Raw genomic sequence first — 25,867 nt, 5'->3', positions numbered from 1 at the left:
CGAAATTCTCATGACTGAATATTTTCTTTCATTCTGTATTCTGAAGGGGAAAGAGCCGTATGTTTTTTGAAAAAACGACCGAATGCCGAAGCGGAATTGAACTGCAGTTCAAATGCAACTTCCGAAATCGTTATATCAGGATTTCCGAGCATGACAAAGGCTTCTTTCAATAAAGCTTCATCAATCACTTCATGAGGTGTTTTTCCGCTCGCCTTTTTAATAATCTCTATGAGATATTTATTGGAAACGTGCAGTTGGTCAGCATAAAACTGAACTGTTCGTTCCCTGTTAATATTTTCTCTAATGAGTTTGCTGAATTTCAGATAAAGGTCTTTTTTTCCTTCTTCTTTTGCCGGATTTGCTGTATTTTGATGTTCCATAATCTCAGCCGTTTCAAGCAGCAGATGGAAAATAATGGTACGGATAATTTCCTCAGTAAACTTTCCTTCCTTTTTGGATTTTTTTTCAAGATCATCCAGAAGATTCTGCAGTAATGAAGAATTTTTCACTGTGGTTTTTACAATGCTGTAAGAACCTTTAGAGAAAAGATTCATCTTCTCAATGATAAAAGGATTGGAAATATTTTTAATTAAAAAATTCTTGTCAAAGAACAACAGTTTCATCGTAAAATCATCGCTGGTTTTTCCAAACTTTACAATGGTGGAAGGAGCTGCCATCAAAAAACTGTGTACATCCACTTTATATTTCTGACGGTCTATCTCAATATTGATTTCTCCTGCGGTACAAATACAGAGTGCATAATAATCCATTCTGAAAGGCGCTTTGGGAAATTCAAAAATGGGTTTTCCGGAAGAAATATAATAGGATTGGCGGCAGTCAATACTGTAAAAAGATAGGGTATCATGTAAATTTTCGTAGGTTATCATTCTTACGTATTGGTTAAGTTTTTATTATGTTTTAGAGTCTTTTTTAGCTCAAAACACCTGTTGTTACTGCAATTTACGATTTTTATAAAGGTCTTAGAGTTTTATATAGTAAAAAAAATGTTTTTTTAAGGATACAGATGATGGTCTGTTTTTATAGACTTTATTTATAAAAACAGGGTTTAAACAAGGGTTTTTGGGTTATTTTTATCTAATTTTGCACTTTCGAATTTCCCCTCCAAAATATTATTGTGAAACTAATTAACGTATATACGAGTTCTTTTAAAGGACTCTCGCAAGAGAGTTGGATGCTGGCGTTGGTAATGCTCATCAACAGAGCCGGTTCTATGGTGCTTCCGTTTTTGGGAGTTTATATGACCAATCATTTACATTTCAGTATTGAAAATTCAGGAATTGTACTGAGCTTTTTCGGGATAGGTTCCGTTATCGGATCTTGGCTGGGAGGAATGATTACGGATAAAATAGGGGAATATAGGGTACAGAGTCTGAGTTTATTGCTCAGTGTTCCTTTATTTTGTTTAATTCCGCTTTTTACAACGGAAGCTGGTCTGGCAGGAATTATTTTAGCCCAAAGTATTGTAAGTGAAACTTTCCGTCCGGCAAACTCCGTGGCAATTACCAAATATGCAAAACCTGAAAATATTACCCGTGCATTCTCACTAAACCGAATGGCTGTAAATCTTGGGTTTTCTATCGGCCCGGCGTTGGGTGGTATTTTGTCGGCTATTTCCTATGAATTTCTGTTTTTTAGTAATGCACTAGCTGCTTTGCTGGCTGGATTGATGTATATATGGTTCTTTAAAGATCGCACGAGATTAGCGAAACAGAAAGCGAAAAAGGTAAAGGAAGCCATTGTTATTAAAAAAGAAAGTTCTCCGTACCGCGATCGTAAATTTTTGATTTATTGTGCATTCTGTATGCTGTTTTCGATATGTTTCTTCCAGCTTTTCAGTACGCTGACGATATTTTATAAGGACACCGCACATCTGAGCCAGCAAAATATTGGATATATTCTTGGTTACAGTGGTTTTCTGATTGTTTTGTTAGAAATGGGACTGGTACAGGTAGCAGAGAAGTATTTCAATTTAGCCTTTACCATGTTGATCGGAACTTTCCTATGTGGAGTTTCCTATGCCATGCTGGCATTTGATTACAGTATGATTACCCTTGTTCTGTCTATGACACTCCTTTGCGTGGGAGAAATATGGACACTTCCTTTTATGTCAACCATTACCGCATTACGCTCAGGAGAGAATAATAAAGGAGCTTATATGGGATTGAATGGGATATCATTTTCCATTGCATTCATCATTACACCCTATATAGGAACACTGATTGCAGAAAAATTAGGGTTTAATATTCTATGGATTGGAACAGGAGTACTGGCTGTGGCTATTGCTGTTGGTTTTTACTTTATTGTTCCCTGGATGCTTAAGGATAAAAACAAAGTTAAAGAAGATTTGATGTAAGATGATATAATGTTTCTGCTTCATGGATTCAAAAATACAAGTTCGGGCAATTTCGTAGAAATTGCCCGAACTTGTATTTTATTAATTGTTTACGATTAAGATCTGGAAAGAATCGTCTTGATGATCATGTTCGCATGAACCCTTGAGTTTTCAATGAACCAAAGATGGGTATCTTTTCCACCACATACCACTCCTGCAAGATAAAGATTGGAAACGTTGGTTTCCATGGTTTCAAGATTATAAAACGGATTCAGACAGTCTCCATTAAGTTCAATACCTGAATTTCTCAGGAAATCAAAATCAGGAAGATAACCCGTCATAGCCAGTACAAAATCATTATCAATTTCATGAATTGCTCCTTTCTCATCTTTAAAAACAACAGTATTACTTTTAATTTCTACCATTTCTGCATTAAAATGAGCTTTTATGTTTCCTTCTGCAATTCTGTTTTCAATATCCGGTTTCACCCAATATTTTACACTTTTGGAAATCTCAGAATGGCGGACAATCATAGTGACTTCAGCTCCTTTTCTATAAGTTTCAAGCGCTGCATCTACAGCAGAGTTGCTTGATCCTACCACCACTATTTTCTGTTTTGCATAAGGATAAGGCTCAGTGTAATAATGTTTAACCTTTGGAAGATTTTCGCCGGGAATATTCATAAGATTGGGGATATCATAGAATCCGGTGGCAATCACTACATTTTTAGCATGATAGGTTGCTTTTGTAGTTTCGATCTCAAATATTTCATTATTTTTTGAGACATTCAGAACTTTTTCATACAGATTAATGTTCAGCTTTTTCTGCCTTGCAATTCCCTGATAATATTCCAGAGCTTCCTGTCTTCCCGGTTTTGGAGCCGTAGAAATAAAAGGAACTTCATCGATTTCCAGTTTTTCTGCAGTAGAGAAAAAACGCATATATAAAGGATAATTGTACAGTGAGTTGACAATGGTTCCTTTTTCTATGATAACATGACTAAGGTTATTTTTTTGAGCTTCAAGAGCACAGTTTAAACCAATTGGTCCGGCCCCGATAATGAGAATATCCAACATTTCCATCTAACAAAGGTACGACTGAAATTATAAATTATCAATGATGAATGACGAATTCATGATTCTTTGCCTCATCTGCTGCTTGGCATCAGTTTTGGTGTTTTTTAGCAATTTCAAAATGTAAAATATGAAAAAATTATTAATCGCGGTATTCGCTCTGAGTATTATCGTAGCCTGTAAGAAAGAAGTTGGGAAACCTGTTCCCAATGAGATAGATTCCATAGCACAAACCAAAACAGATAGTGCAGACATCATTAAGAATAATGCTAATAAAGAGGTGGTTTTAAAGCAGACCAATGATGAGGTTTTGAAAGCACTGAAAGCTAAAGATTATGCCACTTTTGCATCCTTGATTCACCCCGAAAAAGGAATTCGTTTTTCAATGTATGCTTTTGTTGATATGAAAGGAGATAAACATTTTTCTAAAGCAGATTTTGAAAAATATCAACCTACCAAAACTCTGTTTACGTGGGGAGCACATGATGGTTCAGGGGATCCTTATAAAGCAACGATCAATGATTATCTTGGTAAATGGGTATTTTCCAAAGATTTTACGGCATCACAATATTCATTAAATAAATTTATCGGAGGAGGAAATTCCCTGAATAACTTACAAGAGATTTATCCTAAAGATGATTTCACGGAAAATTATATCAAAGGAACTGAGAAATATGGTGAGATGGATTGGAAAACAGTTCGTTTTGTATTTGAAGAATTTCAGGGTAAATACTATCTGATTGCTGTTGTAAATGATCAGTGGACGATTTAGAAGTTAGAAGTTAGAAGTTAGAAGCCACAAATGGAATTTGTAAAGTAACTAAACCTCCAGCTTCCAGCTTCTAACTTCCTTTCTTCATTATAAGATTTCAGTCAGCTGACGGGTTAGATTTTTTCTTGAAAACTGTTCAATATGCTGAGTGTTTTCATGAAGACTTCCTTCTTTCCAAAGGTTGAATTTTTCAAGGATAAACTGCTTCACTGTTTCTGTATCCTGATAGTTGAAATGCTTTCCTGACTGTGTTTCGTTCAGAATTTTTGCCACATCTGCCTGATCGGGTCCAAATGATAGGATCTGTTTTCCTGAAGCCAGATATTCAAATATTTTTCCGGGGATGATTCCCTTTGAGGCTTCATTCGGGAAATTGGTAATAAGAAGTAGACTTGAATTCTGCATTTCCTCTACCGCTTTACCATGAGAAAGATATCCAAGATTCAGAATATGATTTTTCAGACTTGAATTTTCAATAGCGTATAGGATTTTATCATCGATTCTTCCTGCAAATTTTAATTTAAAATCAGCTGCAAAATCAGTGTTTTCCTTGATCAGTTCATCTAGTGCCTTCCATAGGTTTTCAGGATTTCTAAGCTGCTCCAAAACCCCGATATAGCTTAAAGTGAATTGATCCTGATGATTCTGTCCTTTTATTTTTCCTTCTGAATCACTTTCATCAAATCCATTTGTAATACAGACAGCATTTGCTCCCGCTTTTCTGAAGTTTTCTGCATCGGTATAGCTTGTTGCCAGTGTAATGTCTGCATTTTTAAATACAGAACTTTCCAGCTGACGGTGTTTTTTATCCGAACTTTTGGTTAATTTCAAATGTTTGTAATAAGAAATTTCTGTCCATGGATCACGGAAATCGGCAATCCATTTCAGATCCGGCATTTTATCTTTAAGTCCTAAACCAATCAGGTGGAGAGAGTGGGGCGGACCGGAAGTTACAATCGTATCTATTTGATGTTCTCTCAGGTATTTCTCCAAAAATGTAATAGAAGGTTTCACCCAAAAAACTCTGGCATCCGGGATGAAAAAATTTCCTCTCACCCAAATGGAAAGTTTGGATTTCCAGCTTTGGTTTTTACCTACATCAAATTGTCCTGCCTTAAATTTTTTATTGCTTTTATTCAGCTTTTCTGCCAGTTGATAAGGTTCCCAGATTTTGGTTCTTACCATCTCAATATTTTCAGGAACATCTTTGATCAGGGTTTCATCCAATAAAGGATAACTCGGATTTTCCGGAGTATAGATGACAGGTTTCCATCCGAAATCCGGCAGATATTTTGCAAACTTCAGCCATCTTTGAACACCAGGACCTCCCGCAGGAGGCCAGTAATAGGTGATAATCAATATTTTCTTCTGTTCCATTTTTAATTGATTCCTATGTCATTCTGAACGAAGCATGGCGTAATGAAGAATGACATTCGTAATATTATTTAAAAACCTTATTATACTATTTAAGCTTTTTGTTCAGCTAGAATTTCTTTTTTCTTGTTTTTATTCATCCAGAAAATTCCAAATGCAGACAAAAGAATAAATAAACCGAATGACAGTAGAGAAAGCCATTTTCCTTTTTCAATCACTTCAGGTTCAAATACCATTCTGATATGGTGGTTTCCTGCCGGAACATGTACTGCACGAAGCAAGTAATCTGCTTTGATATAAGGAACTTCTTTTTCGTCTACAAACATTTTCCATCCGTGAGGATAATAAACTTCAGAGAATACTGCCAATTGAGGAGTTTTCGACTGAGATTTAAATTCAAGTTCATTAGGCTGGTATTTTGTAAGATTGATAAATGCTGCAGAATCCGCCTGAACGGGTTTGTTGTCAAAATAGGCTTTATCAGATGAGGCAATAACGGCTGTTTTCTTATTGTCAATCGTTCCGATAGATTTAATTTCCTGGTTAGGAGTCTCTACAAATTTTAGATCGCTTACAAACCATGCATTTCCGTTGGCTTTTGGATTAGGGACAACCTGTGGCTGATCCGGGCCACCGAAAACCATATATTTCGTATTCAGTAAATTTAATACGTTAGGTGTTTTTACACTGTCAATACTATTGATATATTCATTCAGTACATCATCATATCTTCTTAATTTTACAGCGTGATAACCTCCAATGGAAGCCTTGAAATAAGACGTATTGGTTTCACTGGTTACTCCCAGTGTCTGGTTGTAAATTCTGTAGTGCGTTTTGTCCTTTTCAGCAATTGTTTCCAATGTTTTGTTGATGTTGACATTGGATAAAATAGATTCCAGATTCGGATTTCCCTGAACTTTTTCAGCCAACAGGTCTGAGCTTTCTGTCTGGAAAGGGTTTTCAGCAAATATTTTATCTACGTAGTTTTCATCATTTAAATAACGTTTGTTTACGGTCCAAAGATCAAATAAACTTACAAGTCCAATGACTACCAAAGCAATATTCTGGTTAAGCTTTTTCTTTAAAGTTAAGAATAGCGCAGCTGCAGTAATGGCTACATAAATGAATGCTTTTATGGCATCTATTCTGAATAATTTGTATCTCTCATCTACCAGATAGTCGAGTAGGAAAGGAGGGAAATATGTTTTTTCATTTTCCGTAGCAAATCCTAGTAATGATTTTCCAAAGATTAAAAGAATCAATAAGAATCCCAGAGTTCCACCTCCTACATAAAGAAGGATTTTTTGTTTGTACTCTTCAGTCAGTTTTTCATCTGTGAAGAACCTGTATAATCCCAGGATGGCAATTAATGGGAATAATAATTCCACAACAACTAAAATGGATGAAGGTGCTCTGAATTTATTATAGAAAGGTACATAATCGATAAAGAAATCAGATAACGGCATAAAGTTACTTCCCCACGCTAGTAAGATCGTCAGGATGGAAGCTCCCAGAATCCAGTAACGGTATTTCTTCGAGGCAAAGAAGAAGCCTAACAATGCAAGGAAACATACAATGGCTCCCTGGTAAGCAGGTCCGGAGGTTCCCGGCTGATCACCCCAATAAGTTACTCCACTGAATCCTTTGGAAATTCTATCCATTTCGGATTGTGAGCCTACATTTTCCTGAACCAGTTCCTGAACCCTGTTCATGATTTCTTTTCCTTCAGGTTCCTGGCTTCCACCACCCATTAATCTTGGGATGAAAAGGTTTAAAGTTTCCAGTTGCCCGTAGCTCCACATCAGCATGCTCTCTTTATCCATTCCGGATTTTCCTGAGGTATGGCTGTCGTTTGTTAAAATCTGTTTTCCACGAACTGTTTCTTTTACATATTCTGAATTAGCCATGATTCTTTGTGAATTCATTCCAACCCCGATCATGCATGATGCAGCAATAATTCCTGATGAAATAAGGAAATGTTTCATCGGTGTTTTTTTCTGGATCGCTCTGATCAGCTCAGAAAGGAATAAAAATCCTAAAGCAATGAACAGATAATAGGTCATCTGTGGGTGGTTTGCCGCAATTTGAAGCCCCATAAAAAGGGTTGTGACAATGAATCCCCAGATGTATTGTTTTCTGATATAAACCAGTAAAATTCCGGCTAACAGCGGGGCAAAGTATTCAATGGTATTTACTTTACCATTATGTCCGGCTGCAATAATAATATAAAAATAGGTTGAAAGCCCGAAGAAAGTGGCTCCCAGGAGAGCGTACTTCCAGTTTCTGACCACTACCATTCCCAAAAGGAAAAAACCTGCAAATAGCAGGAAGAGATAATTGACCGGCCTTGGCAGGAAATTCAGATTGCTGTCGATCTTCTTGATGATATCACCCTTAAACTGGCTTCCCATCTGATAAGTCGGCATTCCCCCAAACATGGAGTCACTCCAATAGGTTTCATTTCCGGTATTGGCTCTATAGTCAAGCAGTTCTTTTGCTCCTCCTCTGTATTGCACGATATCATGCTGGAAAAGCTGTTTTCCTGAAAATACAGGGGTAGAATATAAAAATGCTAAAACTATAAATACTACTACTGAAATTGCAATATAAATTAAGTTTTTATTTTTTGCCATGCTGGTTATTATCTTTTATTTCTTGGAATGTTTACCTTTTGTCATTACTCTCTTTCACCTCTTCATAGTCTACAGTTTCTGCATCCCAGTTAAGGTTCTGTTTGTTATTCTTATTCGAGTCGTGTATGTCCTGCTGTTTGTTATTCTGATTGTTATTGTTGAAACGATAGCTGTAAAAGGTCTTAAAGAAAATTCTTTTCAGAATGTTCCAGACAAAGAAAATAATAATAGCAGTGAGTACTAACTCAAGAATGTACTTCATAATTTTTTGTTTAAAGTTCGGGGCTTAAAGAGTACTCTTTAAACCCTGAATGTTTATTCAAGTTATTTAGCAGATGGGTTTACCATTACTGAAGAGTTGGAAACACTCTTCATAGACTGAGATTGTTTTCCATCGGAAATGGTTTCTATCTGAGTGGTCTTTACGTTGATATTCTGGTTGGTAATCCATCCTGTGTTTTCGTCAAACTTAATGGTTCCGCTCTGAACCAGTTCACTACTCAGGCTATGGGTAATAGGTCCCTGAGCTTTCTTCTCCGTTTTCTTAGGGATACCTCCTGTTACTGCAATTTCAGCAGCTCCGTTTCCTAAGCTTTTTACTACATAATTTGAGGTTACTTTTACGCTTCCGCTTGGGTCGGCATTTTCAGAAGTTGACCACTTTTCTCCAATTTTCACTCCTTTTTTAGGAATAATCATCAGGTTTTTATGGAACTGATCTTTCAAAACTTTTTCATTGAATGATTGTTTAAGGCTTGCTACTACGCTAGCTTTTTCATTAGCATCTTTGATCAGTGTACCTACTGCATTTCCTACTTTCGTGTAAACAGCATCAAATCCTGTAATAGAAATTACATTCCCTTTTGTATCCATTTTCATCTGAAGCTTGTTTCCGGTAAGTGCTTTGTTGACATTCCAGATCATTTTAAGATCGTCTTCTTTAGGAAGAGGAAGTTTGGTATCTACCACCACCGTTTTTCCCTGGGCAGACTGAGAACTTCTCTTAGCTACAAGATTAAGGGTCATTTCGTATACATTTCCTTTAATATCATCTACTACAAAATTCATTTCGTCTGTAGATTCACTGGTTGCAGTGATTGATTTTCCCTGAGGATCTGTCATTGTTTTTACATCTCTCTGATACGTGGTAAGAGGATATGTTTTCCCTTTTTCAAGCTTGAAAGTCTGTGTGATAACTCCGGCAGAATCTTTGATTGCCGGGTTTTCTGCAACTTTTGCCACTGAATCGGCAGGAACTTCTACAGTTACTGTTTTTCCGGTTTTAGGGTCTACTTTCGTTATTTTTGCTGTTTCTTTTTTACAAGATACAAGAGCTATTGATGATATAAGCGCAAGCGCTGCAATGTTCTTCATTTGATTTTTTAACTTTATTTTTTACTACTATTTCTTAATAAATGATCTGCAATGTCATGCAGCTTCCCCTGAGATTCCGCATCCGATTCATTGGACAATATTACTATACCCATATTTTTTGACGGATAAATCTGAAGTACGCTTGAAAAACCAAATGTACCTCCGGTATGATACACCGCTTGGGTACCGTCTTCATAGGTGTGCAATCTCCAGTATAGTCCAATAGCATCTCCTTCACTTTTCACAAGAGGAGTATGAGATATTTTCACATACTTATTGTTTTCATCCAGATGATAACGCATATATTTCACCAGATCCTCTGTAGTGGATATAATTCCGCCTGCAGGAGCAAAGATGGTACTGAAATTTCTGGGCATTACTTTTCCTTTTTCGCTGTAACAAGTCAATAGCTGTGCAGAATTCGTACCAATAATGGTCTGATTCATTTTCAGAGGTGTTGTAATATACTCTGCAAGCAGGTCTCCATAGCTTTTCTGATAGATTTTTTCAAGGATATCTCCTGAAATCTGTGTTCCTACATTGGAATACTTATAGTCTGTTCCCGGTACAAAATCCACTTTAGCCTGATGAAGATCCTCATAAAACTTCTTCTTTGAATAGTTTTTATAAAAATCCGACAGAGCCATAGCTACAGAATCCATCGGTTTCTTAAAGGTCTGAGACTGATCCGGCAGAAACTGTGGCAATCCTGATGAATGATTGGTAAGATTCCCAATAGTTATCGGATGTCCTTTAAATTCAAGATTGGCATAATTCCCGTCTAAATATTTCCGGATATCATCATTCATTTTGATTTTACCATCTGCTAAAGCATGAGCCAGAAGCGTTCCGGTAAAAGTCTTGGTAATGGAAGCAATCTCGTATAAACTTTTAGAGGTTGGAAGTTCTGCTTTTCCTATTTCTGTAGTTCCATAATTATAAAAATAACTTTTACCATCTTTAAAAACACCTATTGAAAGTCCTACACGTGCAGGATCCTGCATATAAGCGAGCGCTTCTTTCTGAACCATCTTATCAAGCTCAGTGGTAAGGTGATTGTCTGTTGCTATTTTTTTTGCCTGCGCATTAAAAATAAATGGGACAAAAAATAAAGGTAAAAGCGATTGTATTCTCATGGTTTATGGGTTGGGTATCACAGTCATTTTCTGTCTTACCGCCTCATACAAAATCGCTCCACATGCTACAGAAACATTCAGAGATTGAGTTTTTCCTTCAATAGGAAGTTTTATTTTTTCATCAGCATGATGCAATACTTCTTTAGAAATTCCCGTTTCTTCATTTCCCATCACAATAGCACATGGCTCTGTCATATTAACATCATAGATCAATTTCTGAGCTTTTTCACTGGCAGCATATACAGAAATACCGCTTTGCTGAAGGAAATCCACAGCATGAGCAAGATTGTTTTCTTTACATATTTTAATATTGTAAATAGCACCTGCAGAGGTTTTTATAGCGTCAGAATTAATAGGAGCGGCACCCTTTTCCGGAATAATTATAGCATCAACACCTACGCATTCTGCAGTTCTGCAGATTGCTCCAAAGTTTCTTACATCGGTAAGTCTGTCCAGAATCAAAAGAAAAGGAGTTTTTCCCTGTTCAAATAATTGTGGAACAATATCCTCCACTTTATGAAACGGTACATCCGAAATAAAGGCAACCACACCCTGGTGGTTTTTTCTTGTAAAACGGTTCAGTTTTTCAACCGGTACATAATTGGGACGGATTTTATTTTTCGCTAAAATGGCTTTTAATTCAGCATAAATAGGACCCTGAAGTGCATTCTGCACAAAGACCTTGTCAATCGTTTTTCCCGCTTCAATTGCTTCAATCACGGGACGCAGCCCGAAAATAAAATCGTCTTTCATTGAAAATTTATTATATAGTTATAGAGTGAATTGTCAATCGTGAATTTTACTTTGTAAGTCAATTTAGTGGATGTACATTCACATTTGACCATTGACTTGCACAGCAAGATTCACTATCTTCCTTTCTCTCCTAAAATTGCTCTTTTCTGGGCCATCACATATCCATAGTGAAGGCTTTCATGCATATTGTTGAAGATGATGGCATCCTGGATACTTTTCAGATCCATCCCGAAACTTGTCGTGTAGGGCGTATAATCTGAGAAGAAATCACTGTCATAATCCTTCATTAAAATCTTTGAAGTTTCTGTAAGTAAAAACTCTAAATCTTCTACTTCTGATTTCTGAACATTTAAGTTGGGTAAAGTTCCTTTTTTATAGGTTTCGATCCAATATTTGTCAATACGGAACGGATTTCCGCTCAGGTAATAGTGCAGCAGCTGCTGTGTGGCAACGGTATGTGCAATATTCCAGTAAATATTGTTGTTGAAACCATCCGGAATCAGAATTAAATCTTCATGAGATGTATTCTGAAGGATATCTAAAAGGTTCTTTCTTACCTGTCTGTGTGCTTGAAAATGATAATTCATTTTGCAAAATTTTTAATCACCAAAAATAGTTTAATAAACTGGAAATGACAATTTTTTTGGGTAGAGGATTAAAGTTAAAGTTTTTTAACTATTGGGAAAACGGATAGATTAAGATTATTTTTTTAACTATTTTTATTGATATAAGGATGTTTTTACGCTTATATTGAAAAGGTAACCCATATAAAAACCCTCCCCAAAAAAGATTTGGAGAGGGTTTTATTATTTTAATTAAAAAGATCTATAGTTTATTATTTTTTGATGATTTTGTGTTTAAAGGTAGTTCCGTCTTTTAAAACAATACTTAAAAAATAAATTCCTGTGCTGTATGAGGAAAGATCTATCCTGTTCTCTTTGTATGTTTCTGCAAGTTTTCTTCCTTCAGCGTTAAAAATACTGATAGAATTAACTTCTACTTTTGATTTTATATTCACAAAATCAGAAGTAGGGTTGGGGTAAATATTCACATCAACCGTTCTGATATCTTTTACATTCAACGTTATATTGCTTTTCCCCTGCATATAAACTGATAACATGACATCTCCCTGCTGTTGATTGAAAACGGCCGCTGGAACCGTGTGTTTCAACGTATGATTGCCTGCAGCTAAGTTGGGTAATGTAAACTCTCTGATGGGAACAGCATTTCCGGGACACCAGTTATTCCATGAAGTCCAGTCTGCAAAAGATTTGGGAGAAGCTCCATAGATTCCGTTTCCTTGTGTATTGTATACCCGGTAGGGTTCACATGAAATACCTCCGGGAGTATAAGTGAGTACCTGCACATCATCTATATAGGTATAGTTTTGTCTTCTGATATATTCTTCACCACCACTGTTGGCACCGTGAGGAGTGGATATTACGAAGAAACGCGCATTGGTAACAGGATTAGGCAGATTAAAAGTAACAATTCTAACAGTTTCTCCGGTAACATCCGTACTGTTATAATTATTGAGTTTGTTATAGCTTAATATAGGTACGAGGCTGTTGCTGTCTGTAGGAGTTGCTCCGGTATCCGTTGAGAAAAAGGTAAGAGTTCCCGAAAAAACATCAATTCTGCCTGAGCATCCTGAAACCTGGGTTTGAGCTGCATAGGGAACTCCAAAAACATCAAGTTCCATATACAGATCATAAGCATTTCGTAATGCCGTATCATGAAATATACTGTATAAATTGCTGACATCATAAGTGTAAGGAACTTCTGAAGGAGTTCTGTTTTTATTCATGAAAGGAGTAATATATCTGCCCACTTCAATTCTTTTGACATTAGGGTCATTGATGGTGTAGGTAGATTGGTTTTTAGGAACCATTGCTAAAAAGACTTCCCCAAGACGGTCATAATTATCACACAATGCTGCGATGGTTACCCGCATAGCAATCTTAGCTTTGAAAGCGTCTAACTCTGCATCCGTAAGTTTTCTCGTGTATCTGGCATTATTCAGTCTGGTTAAACCTGCAGGTACAGGGTTGGATACCGTGGCAGCATAGCCATCATAGTATACTGCATCTGAAATTATATTGGTCATTGTCGTTTGGGCGAAAACGAGATGGGTAGTGAAAAAACTGAAAAAGAGTAGCTTTTTATACATGTTATTGATGTTTAGTGTAAATATATGAAATGTGTATCAAAATTACCTTTAATTTCTTTTATTTTTATGTTTTTGTATTGTTTTATTGTTGAATGTTTATTGGTTTTGATTTTAATGCGTTTTTTTATTCAAATTATTTCTTTGTATTAAATTATGTAATGAAATGTTTTTTTTATTGCTGTAATCAAAGTATTTATTATTAAATTAGCATGATATTCCAGATTAATGTTATTAATAATGAAAAGAATTTTACTTTTAGCTTTGTTTTTTGTAGTGATAACGGTGAGCGCCCAGATCAATATCAATATTGGAAGTTCAAATGTAGGTGTCGCTCCTATAAGCAGTTTTTTTTCCTATTCCTATGTACAGCAAATCTATCCTAAACAGGAAGTAAATGCCAATGCAGCAGGAAATATCACAGGGCTCACATTTTATGTGGATTCTTCATCCACGATTACTGAATCTTCTAACTGGACAGTGTATCTCGGTCATACCTCAAAAACTGCTTTTTCTTCCGGTACAGACTGGATTCCTGCCGCACAACTCACGCAGGTATTCGCAGGAACTGTCACCAAAAACAATAATAAGGTTGAAATTGTTTTTACTACGCCATTTGCTTATAATAATGTAGATAACCTGGTTATTGCCGCAAAAGAGAATTCTCCGAATATGGATATCAATACTTTTGATGAAGCTTTTCATGTCTATCCTCATATTCCCTATTCAACCCTGTATTATAAAGGTGACCGCGGAGCTGTAGATATTGCATCTCCTCCCGGAGGAATCAGAGCAGATTATAAATCGGCAGTTACAATTTCGGGTCTTACCCCTAGTACAAGTCCTGCCTGTCCTTTTGTTACTTATCCTGTAAATAATACTCAGAATGTTTCTTTGTCTCCTAATTTCAGCTGGCTTCCGGTTTCCGGGGCAGTGTCTTATAAGGTTTCATTGGGAACAAGTTCCGGAAGTTCTGATATTGTAAATCAGCAAAGTGTATCCGGGAATAGCTTTTCACCATCTACAGCTCTTGCAGCCGGAACCACTTATTATTTAAAAGTGACATCCGTTTCAGGAAGTACTGAATCTTCCGGGTGTTCAGAAATTGTTTTTAAAACCGTTCCCCCAATACCTGCAAATGATGCATGTACTGGAGCATTGCAAGCATCAGCATTTCCCTACACCTATACTCAGAATGATGCTGTGTCTACAACGAATAATGCAGGAAATATAAGTGTATGTACAAGTAATGGAGATACAGGAATGAATGATGGTACCTGGTTTAAGTTTACAGGGGATGGCAGTCAGTTTACCATTAAAGTAACTATGCCTTCTGGCAGTAGTTTTGATCCGCAGATTGGCGTGCATAGTGGCAGCTGTAGTAATCTGTCATGTACAGGAACTGTAGATAACGGTGGAGGAGGTGCCGCAGAAACTCTGACAATTACCACGGTATCGGGTACAGAATATTTTATAAATGTTGGAGCGTACGATGATGCTACAGATGCCCCTGAAAATATATTTACTCTTACCATAACGAAGCTTTAAAATAGGAGTAATCAGTTTCTGATTAAATAGTAAGAAGATAAATTAAAAATGTTGCAATGTAATTTTGCAACATTTTTTTATGAATATTATGTAAAAACAGAAGCATGATTAATGAATGATATTTTGAATTTTTGGATTTATTTATAGGCAAGAATTTCAGCATTATAGCGTTAAATATCTCGTCAAAGTTAGAATTTTTAACAAACTTTAACTCAAAAATGGCATTTATTGTGTTGATTAATGCAAGTATTTATCAGAAATTTACCACTTATTTTAAATGAAGCTATGTCAGAGATATATCAAGCTGAAGATATCCGCCAATTGACGGAAAAAGTAAAGGAAAAAAACTACTTATTTTCTCTTCTGAGACAGGAAATCAACAAGGTTATTATTGGGCAGGAATACATGATAGACCGTCTTTTGATAGGACTTTTGGGAAATGGTCACGTTCTTCTTGAAGGGGTGCCCGGACTGGCTAAAACCTTAGCGATAAAAACACTTGCAGATGCTGTGCATGGAGAGTTTTCAAGGATTCAGTTTACACCGGATTTACTTCCTGCAGATGTAGTGGGAACTATGATCTATAATATCAAAGACAATGACTTTTCTATAAAAAAAGGACCTGTATTTGCCAATTTTGTATTGGCGGATGAGATCAACCGTGCGCCGGCAAAAGTGCAGTCAGCTCTTCTGGAAGTAATGCAGGAAAAACAGGTGACGATTGGTGATGAAACCATGAAGCTTCCAAAACCATTCCTGGTATTGGCAACACAAAACCCGATTGATCAGGAAGGAACTTATCTGTTGCCTGAAGCACAGAGCGATCGTTTTATGCTGAAGTGTACCATAGATTATCCTTCTTTTGAAGACGAAAGACAGGTGATGAGAATGGTTTCAACGTCACATCAGCCCACAGTGAATCCAGTGATTTCCCTTCAGGACATTGTAGAGGCTAAAGAATTGATCAACCAGATTTATCTGGATGAAAAAATTGAAAAATATATCCTGGATATGGTGTTTGCAACCCGTTATCCGGAAAACTATGGTCTCTCTGAGCTTAAAAATTATATCAGTTTCGGAGCTTCTCCAAGAGCATCCATTAACCTTGCTATTGCTTCAAGAGCATATGCGTTCTTAAAAGGAAGAGCCTTTGTAATTCCGGAAGATGTAAAAGCACTGGCAAAAGATGTATTAAGACACAGAATGGGCTTAACATTTGAAGCAGAAGCAGAAGAGATTTCAACAGAAGAAATTATCAATAGAATTTTAGCAAAAATACAGGCGCCATAATGAGTGATGTGATCATAAGAAAAGCAGTTGTGGAAGACTGTCCTTCCATGCTGAACCTAATCAAAGAACTGGCAGAATATGAAAAGGCGCTGCATGAAGTAACAGTGACGCTGGACGAATTTATTCAGGATGGTTTTGGTACTTCTCCCGTTTGGGGTGCTTTTGTTGCTGAATATAATGCTGAGATTGTTGGAATATCATTGTATTACGACAGATATTCAACATGGAAAGGAAGAAGGCTATATCTTGAAGATCTTGTAGTAACGGAAAAGTTGAGAGGAAAGCAGATCGGAAAGAAATTATTTGACGCCACATTGGAGCATGGAAAATCAAATAACTATAGTGGAATGGTATTTCAGGTATTGAACTGGAATGAGCCAGCCATCAATTTTTATAAAAAATACAACACAAAGTTTGATAATGAATGGTCGAACGTTTCTATTGAGTTAAAAGATTAACCCAAAAACCGTATTTCACATTCAACATTAAACTTTGAATTTTAAACCTTGAACTCGTCTATGCAGATAAAAGATATTGTAAAAAAAGTAAAGCAGATTGAAATCCGTACCAGAAAAAAGACGGAAGCTGCTTTAATGGGGCAATATCACAGTGCCTTCAAAGGGCAGGGAATGACTTTTTCGGAAGTACGCCCCTATCAGTTTGGAGATGAGATCAGAAGAATAGACTGGAATAAAACCGCACGTTTCCGTGAGCCGTTTGTAAAAGTAATGGAAGAAGAAAGGGAACTGACGATGATGATTCTCGTTGATATTTCCGCTTCTATGGATTATGGTACGAAGGTCCAGTTGAAAAGAGAATATGTAGCCGAAATTGCAGCAAGCTTGGGATTTTCGGCAGCCGGAAATAATGATAAGGTAGGATTAATCCTGTTTGCAGATAAAGTATACAAGGTAATCCCTCCTCAAAAAGGAAGAAAACACATTCTATCCATTATTAGTAATATTCTGACTGCAGATTATGTTCCTGCAGAGTCTAAAATAGATAAGGCTATGGAATATATGATGGGTATTTTTAAAAGAAAATCGTTGGTTTTTCTGTTCTCAGATTTTGAAGATGAATATGATTCTAAAATGTTGAGAGTAGCTTCAAAGAAACATCAATTGCTGGGAATGAGGATTTATGATGAAAAGGATAATGAAATTCCTGACGTAGGATATGCCCGTCTGCTTGATGTGGAAACCGGAAAAGAAATATGGGCCAATACTTCCAGCGCAAGGTGGCGGTATACCTTTGCTGAAGCGCAAAAACAAAAGTTGAGAACTCTGGAAGAAGACTTTGCCAACAGCTCTGCCAGTTTTATGAACATCAATACCGGCTCAGATTATTCAAAATTATTGTATAATTACTTTCAGAAAAAATAACACGGGGCTTTGCTCGTACTAAAAAACATGAGGCGTTTTGCCTTTATTATTTTAACATTGAGAAAAATACTTTTAATATTATCTTTTCTGATCTGTGCAAATGCTTTTTCACAGATATTATCCTCTAACGTAGAAAAGAAAACCCTTGCTCTGGGAGAAACCAATCATATTACCATAAAGATTGATAATCTTAATGAACAGCAGGTAACTTCGGCGCCCAAGAATGAGCTTCTTCCGTTTCATTTTGAAGAAACTAAAGACAGTATAGGGCAGAATGCCAATACCTATGAGAGAAAGATAGAATTTGCAGTTTTTGAGGAAGGAAAATTTACCATTCCGGAACTGGAATTCAAAGTAGGAGATAAAATCCTTAAAACAATTCCTTACGAAATAGATGTCATTAATACAGCTCAAAAAGCAGATCAGATTAATGATATCATGAATAATAAGCAGGTGAAACTTGAAGCGAAAGATTATTGGGAGCTTTATAAGTTTTATATCCTTGCAGCATTGGCTGGTATTGCACTGGTTATTGCCATTATTATGTTCGTAAAATGGGGTAGAAAATCAAAGAATTCTCCAGTAGTAGCGACCAATCAGACGTTGAAAGAACTGGACTCTCTTAAAAAGAAAAAATATATTGAAGGAGGAAATTTCCGCTCGTTTTATGTGGAGTTGATCGATATTTCCAGAACCTTCATTACGAAACAATACCACCTTCCGGCAGATGTACTTCTTACTGATGACCTTATTGATGTTATGAAAAAAAATAATACCATCTCGCAGGATAACGAAAAAATAGTAGAAGATGTATTCCTGAGAGGTGACTTGGTAAAATTTGCCAAAACATTCCCTGATCAGGAAACAATGGAAAGAGATTTTGCCAATATCAGGGATTTTGTGAAAAGATCATCCAAAGATTTAGAATTCGAAAATTTAAGAAAGGATGTTTAATTTTGAGTTTTACAGTCCGTGGTTCTTGTTGCTTTTTCTATTGTTTATCCCACTTTTCATTAAAGATGCAGGGAGACGCAAAAGAAAAGGTATAAAAGTTCCTACCATAAAAAATATGGATCACAGCGGAGGGATTCAGGGGGTACTTTTTTTACTGAAAATTTCAAAGTATATCATTCTTTCAGCTTTGATCATTGCCATGGCCAGACCGAGAACATTTACGGTTTCACAGGACAGAGATGATACAAAGGGAGTGGATATAATGTTATCTATTGATGTTTCTTTAAGTATGCTCGCGAAGGATCTTAGTCCGGACAGAATTACAGCGTTGAAAGATATTGCGGTAAAATTTGTCCAGAAACGTCCTAATGACAGGATAGGTGTAGTGGCATATGCTGCAGAAGCCTTTACTAAAGTTCCGGTTACTTCAGACCATCAGGTGGTTATAGATGAAATTAAAAACCTTAATTCTGCAGGTCTTGAACCAGGAACAGCGATTGGGGAAGGACTTTCCGTTGCAGTGAATCATTTGATTAAAAGTAAAGCCAAAAGTAAAGTGGTGATCCTGATGACGGATGGAGTGAGCAATATTCAGAATGCGATTCCTCCACAGTTAGCCGCAGAATTGGCAAAAAATAATAATATAAAGGTATATTCAATCGGAATAGGAACCAATGGTTATGCTCTGATGCCAACATCACAGGACATCTTTGGAGATCTTATCTTTACTGAAACAGAGGTTGCCATCGATGAAAATACCTTAAGAGAAATTGCACAGACTACTGGAGGAAAGTATTTCAGAGCTACCTCAAACAGCAGTCTTGAAGAAGTATATGATGAGATTAATCAACTGGAAAAGTCTGATGTGAAAGTTTCCAAGTTGTACAATTATGAAGAATATTTTAAGATATTCCTGTGGATTGCTTTAGGAATGTTGCTATTGGACGCATTGTTGAGATGGGTGTTTTATAAAATTTTAAGCTGATGAGTTGGTCTTTAGGAAATTATTGGTATTTATTTTTACTGTTGCTTCTGCCGCTGTTAGCTACTTTTTTGATCCGTTTTCTAAAATGGAGAACCCAGAAAAGAGAAATTTTTGCTGCCAGCCAGTTTCACGAAAACTTATTTGAAAAAAGATCAGGATTTACAAAGTTTTTCCCTGCCCTATATTTATTGGGAACCTTATTTCTAATATTCTCTATCATCGACCTCCTGAACGGTTCAGAAGAGGTGAAGAGCACCCAGAAACTGAATAATGTGATCTTTATGCTGGATGTATCCAATTCTATGAATGCCGAAGATATAGATCCAAGCCGTCTTACAGAAGCGAAGAATCTGATGCTGGCCACCATGAAGAAAATGAATAATGACAAGATTGGGATTGTCATTTTTGCCGGAAATGCAATGTCTATCATGCCGCTGACAACGGATTATAATTCTGCAGAAACCTATATCAGCGGTATTGAAACAAGCTCTATGCAGATTCAGGGAACAGATTTTCTGAAAGCAATGCAGGTTGCTGCGGAAAAATTTAAAAATGTAAGCAAAGGATCCAGAAAAGTGATCCTGCTGAGTGACGGGGAAGACAATGAAGGAAATGATAATGCTGCTATCAGACTGGCTAATAAAGAAGGAATAAGCATTACTTCTGTAGGAGTGGGTACGGATGAAGGCGCTCCGGTTCCGGAGTATGTTTTTGGACAGCTGATGGGCTACAAGACTGATGTAAACGGAGGAACAGTGATCTCAAAGAGACAGACGGAAGCTTTAAAGAAAATGGCCGGATCTACGGACGGTACTTATATCGATGGTAATAATATCAATGAAGCTCCGGACAGAATTGTAGATGCGGTCAATAAAAAGTCTGCAGGGGCTGAAACCTTGGTGAAATCACAGAATGCCAATCATTATTATCAATATTTCCTTGCGGTATCTATTCTGTTTTTCTTTTTAATTTATATTTTTAATCCTAAAAAAGATTTTAATGTGTAGATTTCCCTTATTTATAGAAGAAATTCTACAAGTACTTTAACCGAATTTTAACAAATAAAACTCTGTTTCTTAACATATAAAGGAATAATTTTGCAAGTGATGAATACTAAAATCATATTTTTATCGTTTATTGTTGCCATCTCGTTCTCAGGCTTCCTGTTTGGGCAGGAAAGCTATAGGAATTTAGTGTATGAAGGCAATCAGAAATTTGACGGTAAAGATTATGACGGAGCCTCCTCAAAATACATGGAAGCGATGAAATCCAATGATAAAGATTTTACCGCTCACTATAATATGGGGAATGCATTGTATAAAAGTAAAAAATACGAAGATGCAAAGGCCGAGTTTGAAAAAGCGGAAAAACTTTCACAAACACTTCCTGATAAGGCTGCAGCCCTTCATAATTTAGGGAATGCTTATATGCAGATGAACCAGCCGGAAAAAGCTGCTGATTATTATAAAAAAGCCCTGAAACAGGATCCTTACAGTGAGGTAACCAGAAAAAACTATGAGATTGCCAAACTGAAAGAGAAAGAAAAACAACAGCAAAAGAAAGAACAAAATAATTCAGGAAAAGGCGGCGGCGGAGATGATCAGAACAAAGGTGATGATCAGAAAGGCGACAAAGACAAAAAACAGGATCAGGGTAACGGCCCACAAAACGAAGGTAAAAGTGACCAGGGTGACAATCCTAAGCAGAATCAAAATAATGAAGGCAGAATGCCAAAGAATCTTGAAAATGCGATCTTAGATAAAATCAACGAAAAAGAAAAAGAAACCGCCAGAAGAATTTTAAACAAAAATTCTTATTCGATGCCTGAAAGCAACGAGAAAGATTGGTGATGCAGCACAAATTGATTTACATATTGCTTACTCTAGCATCCGTAATTACTTACGGACAGGTAAATCTTTCTATGGATGCAGATAAATCTGAATATGCAGGTAAGGATATTATCAATCTGACCATTGTTCTTGAACTTAACGGAAGTGATCTCGTACAGCAGACAGGTTTTCAGCTTCCGGATCTCTCAAAATTTAATATCATAGGAAGCGGATCAGTTACCAATACTGTTATTGATCCGACTACCAATACTTTAATTACACAAAAAGTTTCCAGAATTGCCCTTGAACCTAAGAAAAAAGGGAAAATAAAAATCGGATCTGTTCTTGTTACTGTAAACAACAGAATCTACAAAACAGAACCTTTTGATGTGAGCATCCGCGATATTGTTGACAAAAGATCACTGGCTGCCAATACCTCCAATGATGTTTTTCTGAACATGGAGATTGAGGACAGGGATGTGTATCAGGATCAGCCTACAGTAGCTGTTTTGAGAGTGTATTCGAGAAATATGGATAACCTGAGAAAGGTTAAAAATATCCATCTTCCACAGCAGGATAATATCAACGTACATCCTATCAATTTTGATAAATCTGAGATTGATCCGACCGGATATGGAAACATGCCTTCACAGGTATTGGCCATGTTTATGGTATTTCCGAATGAAGCAGGCTATGTGGAAGTTCCCGGAGTATCGGCTTCTGTAAGTACTTATTCCAATAAAACTAAAATTGTTTCCAATAAAGTAAAAATTAACGTAAGAAAGCTTCCTGAGGGAGCTCCTGAATGCTTTAAAAACGCTGTTGGAAACTTTAATGTAAATGTATATAACGCTTCCAAAGAAAAACCGGAAGCTAAAAAGCCTCTGAATGTGGTAGTGAAAGTTTCAGGAGAAGGTAACTTGTCGGATATGGAACTTCCTAAAATTGCCGCTTCTCCGGATTATGAAATTTTTGCCCCGAAAATTACCTCTAACGTAGCTCCTGGAACTGCTGGGATGAAAGGGGAGATTCTGGCTAATTATGTTATTATCCCTAAAAAATCAGGAGCAATTTCTATTAAAACAGAACAATTTGCTTTCTTTAATCCTGAAAATAAAGAATATGTAGATCTTGGACAGAAGACCCTGGATCTGAACGCTTTTTCTCACGATCAGATTATGGAGGCCCGTTCTACTGTAGAAAAGGTAAATGAATACACCAATAACCTTCTGGAGACCGTAAATACTCCGGTGTTAAAAACAACTTCATTTAAAGTAAAAGAAAAAAGTAAATTCCACTGGAATATTCTTCTCATCAATATTGCTATTCTGATAAGCTTATTTGTGGCGTATATGCTATTTAAAAATTGGCAAAAAAAACGTACATTAGTTAGGGAAACTGTACCGTCAAAACCTTTAGGTTCAGTGGCTGAAACAGAAAAAGAGATCAGAGAATTGATGAAAACGGATGTGAATGATTATTTCGGATATCTGGAAAACCTTAAAGATAACGGTGAGTATGAAAAGTTCTTTGTAACCTTGGAAGAATTGGATGAAGAAGTAAGAAGTCAGTATTTCCAAGGCTCTGCTTCCGAGTTTAAGACTTTTCTTGAAAAGCACAAAGGCTCTTCAGTTGCAGAAGAATACAACAAACTGCAGCAGAAAGTTCAGATCGAAAAATACCACCCTGTGAAATCTGCCGAAGCTCTTGAAGAACTTTTGAAAACAATTGTTAATTTATATTCACAAATTAGCAAATAATCAGTTTATTTTCATATTTTTGCGAAATTATTAATTACAAAGAGATGGAAATTTTTGATGGTTTCTCTTTTAAAGAGATCGTTACCAGCTTTATGGTTCTTTTTGCCGTTATCGATATCATCGGCTCAGTTCCTATTATAGTAAGCCTTCAGCAGAAGTTTGGACAGATTGAAGCCGGAAAAGCCGCAATTACTGCGGGAGCTATTATGATTGTTTTCCTGTTCGTAGGAAATAAGATTCTTAAACTTATTGGAGTTGATGTAAATTCCTTCGCCATTGCCGGAGCTTTTGTGATTTTTGTCATAGCCCTGGAAATGATTTTAGGAATTGAAATTAATAAAACCACCGAAGCAAAGGCTGCATCTATTGTACCCATCGCATTTCCGCTGGTTGCCGGAGCCGGAACCTTAACAACTGCACTGTCTCTTAGAGCTGAATTTCATGATATTAATATTATTTGCGGAATTATTCTTAATACAATTTTCGTATATTTGGTGCTGAAATCAGCGAAATGGCTGGAGAAGAAAATTGGGGATGCTACTTTGATGATCCTTCAGAAAGTTTTCGGAATTATCCTTTTGGCAATTTCAATTAAATTATTCACCGCAAATTTTGCTCAACTGGTGCAGAATTATATTAATTTTTAAGAGTCATGAAGAAGTTTTATAAAGTATTTTTAGTACTGTTTATTGTATTCATCACCATCAATCTTTATGCTATCAACTGGCAAGCAACTGATATCCTAGGAGATGAAGATAACATTAGATTTGCATTCTCAGCCGGAGCTGCCGCAATAGGCCTTATCCTGCTTTTTGTTATGGATACCTGGAGCAGAATCGGTGTAAAGAAATAAATTGAATATATTTCAATATAGATATAGACCTCTTTCTTTTTTGAAGGAGGTTTTTTTATTTGGTAAGGTTGCAGGTTTTAGATAAAAGGTAGCAGGGAATAGGAATTAGGAATTAGGGGTTAGGGAATAGATTTGCTATCAATATCCATATTTGTTTTTCTTATTCAATAGGAGCGGGCTTTAGCCCGTTCAAAAAAAAGTTAATAGATCAAAGGGCTTTAGCCAAAACTTATGAATACAACGCAAAGCTCACAAAGTTTTATTCATAGCTTTAAAATCGTTCGCAAAGGCGTTGCACTTAGCAAAGAAAATATATACAACTATCTGTGCAAATCTAACAGTATCAATCCATATATTACATAAATAATTGATCTGATTAATTCAGTAGGAACGGGCTTTAGCCCGTTTAAATAGAGTATAAAATTCAATAGGCTTTAGCCAAAACCTACATTATTGTGCAAAGCTTGCAGAAAGGTGATAAATGGCTTTAAAACCGGTTCGCAAAGGTGTTGCCATTGAGCAAAGAAAAATGAGCGTAAACACTTCTGAAAATCTGTGAAATGTGTTGGGAAATTCTCACATGTAAAAGAATATCTTCTAAGAAATAGCCAGGTTTTTCAATATGGCTTCAGACTTCAGTTCTGTTTCTCTCCATTCCTTTTCCGGATCACTTTGAGCTGTTATTCCTCCTCCTACAAAAACATGTACAGCATCTTTATAAAGTCTGGCACAACGCAGATTGACAAAGTATAAAATACTATCTTCTGTTTCAACTTTTATATAACCGGCATAGAATTCACGGGGAAATTTTTCGTATTTACGGATATTCTCGTTACAAAAATCTTTTGGAATACCACAGACAGCGGGAGTAGGGTGTAAATCCTGAATAATACTGTCCAGATCTTCAGGTTTTATACTGGTTTTAAAATCGGTTCGTAAATGTTTGATATTACCGGAAATATGGTCATAAGTTTCCGATTGTTGTACCGTGTCGGAATAGTTTTTAAGGATATCCTGAATGTAAGTAGTAACCGGCTTCTGTTCTTCAATTTCTTTTTCAGACCATTCCTCAGATACAGGAAGAGTTCCGGCAAGAGCCATGGTTTCAAACTGGTGAGTCCTTTTATTAAACTTTCCTAATACTTCAGAGAAAGCTCCCATCCAGGCATTTTGTCCGTCATTAAACAAGTATCTGAAAGCATTGGGATAAGATTCACATAGATTTTTAAAGCTCTCTTTATAATTGATGAGTGTGAAGTCTGTAAAGATCTTTCTTCTGGAGTAAACAAGCTTTGGCAGACTATGATCTTTAATCACCTCAATCACTTCCTGTAGTGTTTTGCAGTATTCTTCTTTAGTTTCGGCAGGAGAATTTGTAAAATCATTGGTTAGGTCTTCGTTTGTAATAGAAGTATGGGCAAATTCTACAGAATTAATTTCAAAAATGTCTCCGCTGAAGCTAATTTGATCTAAGCCATTATAGGAAAAAAAGCTGACTGCATTTTTTGAGCTTTTTTCATCAGCAGACAGAAGTCTTTCATCGAAAGGAAGTTTGAAATAAATCATGAGTTATAAAGGATTTTGAAAATCATCAGGGGGAAATAATACAGGAAATTCCCAGGTTGATTTTC

Annotated in this window: 24 protein-coding genes; 13 read left to right on the top strand and 11 right to left on the bottom strand. The window is 36.4% G+C overall.

Going from position 1 to position 25,867, the window contains the following annotated elements:
- Positions 1–8: 8 nt before the first annotated feature.
- Entirely contained in the window at positions 9–887 is an 879-nt protein-coding gene (locus tag CQ022_RS08790) for a helix-turn-helix domain-containing protein (RefSeq protein WP_105681046.1), read from the bottom strand.
- 305 nt (positions 888–1,192) lie between these two features.
- On the opposite strand from CQ022_RS08790, the gene CQ022_RS08785 reads away from it, so the two are divergent.
- The gene (locus CQ022_RS08785) at positions 1,193–2,374 is read left to right on the top strand and encodes an MFS transporter (protein WP_105681045.1); all 1,182 of its coding nucleotides are present in this window, start codon (positions 1,193–1,195) and stop codon (positions 2,372–2,374) included.
- Positions 2,375–2,469: 95 nt separating this feature from the next.
- Here the strand turns inward: CQ022_RS08785 and CQ022_RS08780 are convergent, their stop codons facing one another.
- The gene (locus tag CQ022_RS08780) at positions 2,470–3,435 is read right to left on the bottom strand and encodes a YpdA family putative bacillithiol disulfide reductase (protein WP_105681044.1); all 966 of its coding nucleotides are present in this window, start codon (positions 3,433–3,435) and stop codon (positions 2,470–2,472) included.
- A 121-nt stretch (positions 3,436–3,556) separates the two neighbouring features.
- Between CQ022_RS08780 and CQ022_RS08775 the strand changes: the two genes are divergently transcribed.
- Positions 3,557–4,198, top strand: coding sequence for a hypothetical protein (locus CQ022_RS08775; RefSeq protein WP_105681043.1), 642 nt, complete (start codon positions 3,557–3,559; stop codon positions 4,196–4,198).
- Positions 4,199–4,285: 87 nt separating this feature from the next.
- Here CQ022_RS08775 and CQ022_RS08770 read toward each other — a convergent pair whose 3' ends face one another.
- The 8 genes from CQ022_RS08770 to CQ022_RS08735 form a co-directional block, all read right to left on the bottom strand.
- Entirely contained in the window at positions 4,286–5,575 is a 1,290-nt protein-coding gene (locus CQ022_RS08770) for a glycosyl transferase family 1 (RefSeq protein WP_105681042.1), read from the bottom strand.
- Between the two features lie 89 nt (positions 5,576–5,664).
- On the bottom strand, positions 5,665–8,205 hold the full coding sequence (locus tag CQ022_RS08765) for a YfhO family protein (protein WP_105681041.1): 2,541 nt from the start codon (positions 8,203–8,205) through the stop codon (positions 5,665–5,667).
- Between the two features lie 31 nt (positions 8,206–8,236).
- Entirely contained in the window at positions 8,237–8,467 is a 231-nt protein-coding gene (locus CQ022_RS08760; protein WP_105681040.1) for a hypothetical protein, read from the bottom strand.
- Positions 8,468–8,529: 62 nt separating this feature from the next.
- Positions 8,530–9,579, bottom strand: a complete 1,050-nt coding sequence (locus CQ022_RS08755; RefSeq protein ID WP_105681039.1) for a DUF6263 family protein — start codon at positions 9,577–9,579, stop codon at positions 8,530–8,532.
- A 14-nt stretch (positions 9,580–9,593) separates the two neighbouring features.
- Positions 9,594–10,715: a serine hydrolase domain-containing protein gene (locus tag CQ022_RS08750; RefSeq protein ID WP_105681038.1), complete on the bottom strand. Its 1,122-nt coding sequence runs from the start codon at positions 10,713–10,715 to the stop codon at positions 9,594–9,596.
- Positions 10,716–10,718: 3 nt separating this feature from the next.
- Positions 10,719–11,468, bottom strand: coding sequence for a 23S rRNA (guanosine(2251)-2'-O)-methyltransferase RlmB (gene rlmB, locus CQ022_RS08745; RefSeq protein WP_105681037.1), 750 nt, complete (start codon positions 11,466–11,468; stop codon positions 10,719–10,721).
- Between the two features lie 113 nt (positions 11,469–11,581).
- Positions 11,582–12,055, bottom strand: a complete 474-nt coding sequence (locus CQ022_RS08740) for a DinB family protein (RefSeq protein WP_047434092.1) — start codon at positions 12,053–12,055, stop codon at positions 11,582–11,584.
- Between the two features lie 248 nt (positions 12,056–12,303).
- A complete protein-coding gene (locus CQ022_RS08735) occupies positions 12,304–13,638 on the bottom strand; it encodes a peptide-N-glycosidase F-related protein (RefSeq protein ID WP_105681036.1) in 1,335 nt (444 codons plus the stop codon).
- 237 nt (positions 13,639–13,875) lie between these two features.
- On the opposite strand from CQ022_RS08735, the gene CQ022_RS08730 reads away from it, so the two are divergent.
- The 11 genes from CQ022_RS08730 (at position 13,876) to CQ022_RS08680 (ending at position 24,236) form a co-directional block, all read left to right on the top strand.
- Positions 13,876–15,183: a hypothetical protein gene (locus CQ022_RS08730; protein ID WP_105681035.1), complete on the top strand. Its 1,308-nt coding sequence runs from the start codon at positions 13,876–13,878 to the stop codon at positions 15,181–15,183.
- Positions 15,184–15,468: 285 nt separating this feature from the next.
- On the top strand, positions 15,469–16,473 hold the full coding sequence (locus CQ022_RS08725; protein WP_105681795.1) for an AAA family ATPase: 1,005 nt from the start codon (positions 15,469–15,471) through the stop codon (positions 16,471–16,473).
- Positions 16,473–16,931 carry a GNAT family N-acetyltransferase gene (locus CQ022_RS08720; protein ID WP_105681034.1) on the top strand — a complete coding sequence of 153 codons (459 nt, stop codon included), beginning with the start codon at positions 16,473–16,475 and terminating at the stop codon, positions 16,929–16,931. The genes CQ022_RS08725 and CQ022_RS08720 overlap by 1 nt, the downstream gene beginning before the upstream one ends.
- A 60-nt stretch (positions 16,932–16,991) precedes the next feature.
- Entirely contained in the window at positions 16,992–17,855 is an 864-nt protein-coding gene (locus CQ022_RS08715; RefSeq protein ID WP_105681033.1) for a DUF58 domain-containing protein, read from the top strand.
- 57 nt (positions 17,856–17,912) lie between these two features.
- Entirely contained in the window at positions 17,913–18,809 is an 897-nt protein-coding gene (locus CQ022_RS08710) for a BatD family protein (RefSeq protein ID WP_105681794.1), read from the top strand.
- On the top strand, positions 18,802–19,794 hold the full coding sequence (locus CQ022_RS08705; RefSeq protein ID WP_105681032.1) for a VWA domain-containing protein: 993 nt from the start codon (positions 18,802–18,804) through the stop codon (positions 19,792–19,794). Before CQ022_RS08710 ends, CQ022_RS08705 begins: the two co-directional genes overlap by 8 nt.
- Positions 19,794–20,801: a vWA domain-containing protein gene (locus CQ022_RS08700; RefSeq protein WP_105681031.1), complete on the top strand. Its 1,008-nt coding sequence runs from the start codon at positions 19,794–19,796 to the stop codon at positions 20,799–20,801. The genes CQ022_RS08705 and CQ022_RS08700 overlap by 1 nt, the downstream gene beginning before the upstream one ends.
- A gap of 99 nt (positions 20,802–20,900) precedes the next feature.
- Positions 20,901–21,644, top strand: coding sequence for a tetratricopeptide repeat protein (locus tag CQ022_RS08695; protein WP_105681030.1), 744 nt, complete (start codon positions 20,901–20,903; stop codon positions 21,642–21,644).
- A gap of 23 nt (positions 21,645–21,667) precedes the next feature.
- On the top strand, positions 21,668–23,383 hold the full coding sequence (locus CQ022_RS08690; protein ID WP_228421502.1) for a BatD family protein: 1,716 nt from the start codon (positions 21,668–21,670) through the stop codon (positions 23,381–23,383).
- A 44-nt stretch (positions 23,384–23,427) separates the two neighbouring features.
- Positions 23,428–24,030 carry a MarC family protein gene (locus CQ022_RS08685; protein WP_062674416.1) on the top strand — a complete coding sequence of 201 codons (603 nt, stop codon included), beginning with the start codon at positions 23,428–23,430 and terminating at the stop codon, positions 24,028–24,030.
- A 5-nt stretch (positions 24,031–24,035) separates the two neighbouring features.
- Entirely contained in the window at positions 24,036–24,236 is a 201-nt protein-coding gene (locus tag CQ022_RS08680; RefSeq protein WP_047434073.1) for a hypothetical protein, read from the top strand.
- A gap of 597 nt (positions 24,237–24,833) precedes the next feature.
- Here the strand turns inward: CQ022_RS08680 and CQ022_RS08675 are convergent.
- On the bottom strand, positions 24,834–25,802 hold the full coding sequence (locus tag CQ022_RS08675) for a chorismate-binding protein (protein WP_105681028.1): 969 nt from the start codon (positions 25,800–25,802) through the stop codon (positions 24,834–24,836).
- Positions 25,803–25,867: the final 65 nt, after the last annotated feature.

Source organism: Chryseobacterium culicis (genome assembly GCF_002979755.1).
In the GTDB taxonomy this organism is placed as follows: Bacteria; Bacteroidota; Bacteroidia; order Flavobacteriales; family Weeksellaceae; genus Chryseobacterium; species Chryseobacterium culicis_A.
The sequence above is the reverse complement of the archived record's forward strand: the minus strand, read 5'-3'. Positions and strand labels throughout refer to the sequence as shown.